Genomic DNA, 1,891 nt, shown 5'->3' with positions numbered 1-1,891 from the left:
GGGTCGGGCTTTTTGGGCTTTTGCCACCCCGGCGGGGGCGTGATGCGCTGCTGGCTGCTGCCCAGCCCCATCGCGCCGGGCTGCTGACGGATCATGTCAGCAGTGTCGGCAGCTTCGGCCTCGGCCAGGCTCGCCCCGCCGCGCAGCAAGGAGAGTTGGTCGCGCAACTGCTTGGCCAGCTCGAAATCGAGCGCGGCGGCGGCGTCTTCCATCGCGAGGCGCAGGCGTTTGATCTCCTCCATAAACGCACCAACGAACGACACGCGGTTCGGCCTCAACCGCGATTGCCGCTCGCCCCCCACCACCCTTTCAGCATGCGTCCGACCATTGCCGGCAAGCCCGGTCGCACCAGCAGCCAATCGCGCAGCACCGGCCCCTGCACCGCGCCGATCGTCTGCTTGTAGCCGCTATCGCCCGCACCCCAATCGACGGCGGCGACCCCCGCTTCGCGCGCGCGCATGAGATTGCGATAGTAAAGCAGCTTGCCCGGCGAATGTTTGGCAAAGGCCGGGTCATAGCTGTTGGCGATGGCATATTTGGTCGCCCCGCAATCGAGATCGAACGAGAAGGCCGCGGCGCGCCCTTCCACACGCAAAACCGCCGCCGACAGCATCTTCGCCAGCACCGGATCGCGCGCGACCTCGCGCCAGAAGGCACCGTGACCAGCCTCGGTAAACTTCGCATCGCGGCCATCGGTGCGTGCTGCGATCCAGCTCTTCTGCTCGATCGTCGCCATCGCATCGAACGTGGCTGGCCAGTCGCCCGTCTGCGGAAACGACCAGTCGAGCGCGCCATGCTCGGACAAATGCTTTTCGTGGAAGCGGTTTTTGCGCAAGGTTGATCCCCGCGGCCACTCGGGTTGCTGCAGATCGAACACGAAGCTGTCGGCGACGAAGCGGTCGAGCACCGCCCAACCCTTCGCGCGCGCGCGCGCCAGAACCGGTGTCAGCGCCAGGTCGTGATCATAGACCGGCCCGATCCGCAGCGCCGTTACCGCCCCTGCCAGCGCCCCGAGCAGCGCATCGATCGCGCGCGGCCCGGCACTCTGGTGCATCGGGAAGCTGCGGAACGGCCAATAGCTGCCCGGCACCGTCGCCATCGCTGCCGCCGCCGGACCGACGCTGACCAACGGTAACGCGATGACCGCCGTGTCATCCTCCTCGATCACGATCGTCCGCGCCGCGCCGCCATAAGCCGCAAGCGCCGCCGCGAACCACGCATAGCGCAGGAACGCATGCGTCGGCGCGGCACGCTCGGCCACGGTGTCGATCGCTCCCGCCAGTCCGTCGAGCACGACCGCGCGCGTCGGCGACGGCAGGCGCGCGAAGTCGGCAAGGAGCATCGGCTTGGTCATGCCGCGCAGCTTTATCGCGCCGGGGTTACCATTCCGTGCAGGCTCGGCTTGCGTCGTGCCGCGCCACACCGCAAAGGGCGGCGATGTTCTCGATTCCCGGCGTCACCACGATCGCGCAGACGATCCAGCTCTCTCTCTCGCCTGTCTTCATGCTGGCGGGGATCGGGGCGTTGCTCAACGTGCTGGTCGGTCGCCTCGCGCGCGTGGTCGATCGCGCGCGGTCGCTTGAGGATCTGCATCCGTTGTCGAGCGGGCCCGAGCATAAGCGCCACGTCTGGGAATTGCGTCTGCTCGACCGGCGTATGTCGGTGATCAACCGCGCGCTGGTGCTCGCCGTGTCGAGCGCGGTGATGACGTGCATCGTCGTCGCGCTGCTGTTCGTCGCCGAACTGGTCAAGCTCCACATCGGCACGATCGTCGCATTATCGTTCATCCTCGCAATGGGCCTGCTGATCGCCTCGCTCATCAGCTTCCTGATCGAGGTGCGCATTTCGCTGTCGGCGATTCATGTCCGGCAGGAATTGCTCGAGCGGTAGC

The 1,891-nt window shown here is 66.8% G+C and carries 3 protein-coding genes; 1 reads left to right on the top strand and 2 read right to left on the bottom strand.

Annotation, left to right across the window (positions count from 1 at the left end):
- Both ABWP09_RS06165 and ABWP09_RS06160 read right to left on the bottom strand, forming a co-directional pair.
- Positions 1-242 (bottom strand): UvrB/UvrC motif-containing protein (locus ABWP09_RS06165; RefSeq protein ID WP_353204270.1); only part of this gene is annotated, 242 nt, incomplete at its 3' end.
- Positions 243-274: 32 nt separating this feature from the next.
- Positions 275-1,354 (bottom strand): GNAT family N-acetyltransferase, encoded by a 1,080-nt coding sequence (locus tag ABWP09_RS06160; protein ID WP_353204269.1) that lies wholly within the window; start codon positions 1,352-1,354, stop codon positions 275-277.
- Between the two features lie 83 nt (positions 1,355-1,437).
- Between ABWP09_RS06160 and ABWP09_RS06155 the strand changes: the two genes are divergently transcribed.
- The gene (locus ABWP09_RS06155; RefSeq protein ID WP_353204268.1) at positions 1,438-1,890 is read left to right on the top strand and encodes a DUF2721 domain-containing protein; all 453 of its coding nucleotides are present in this window, start codon (positions 1,438-1,440) and stop codon (positions 1,888-1,890) included.
- Position 1,891: the final 1 nt, after the last annotated feature.

Origin of the sequence: Sphingomonas sp. (assembly GCF_040398505.1) — a bacterium.
Classification (GTDB): Bacteria; Pseudomonadota; Alphaproteobacteria; order Sphingomonadales; family Sphingomonadaceae; genus Sphingomonas.
Note: the sequence above shows the minus strand (reverse complement) of the source record. Positions and strands in the feature narration are given on the sequence as shown.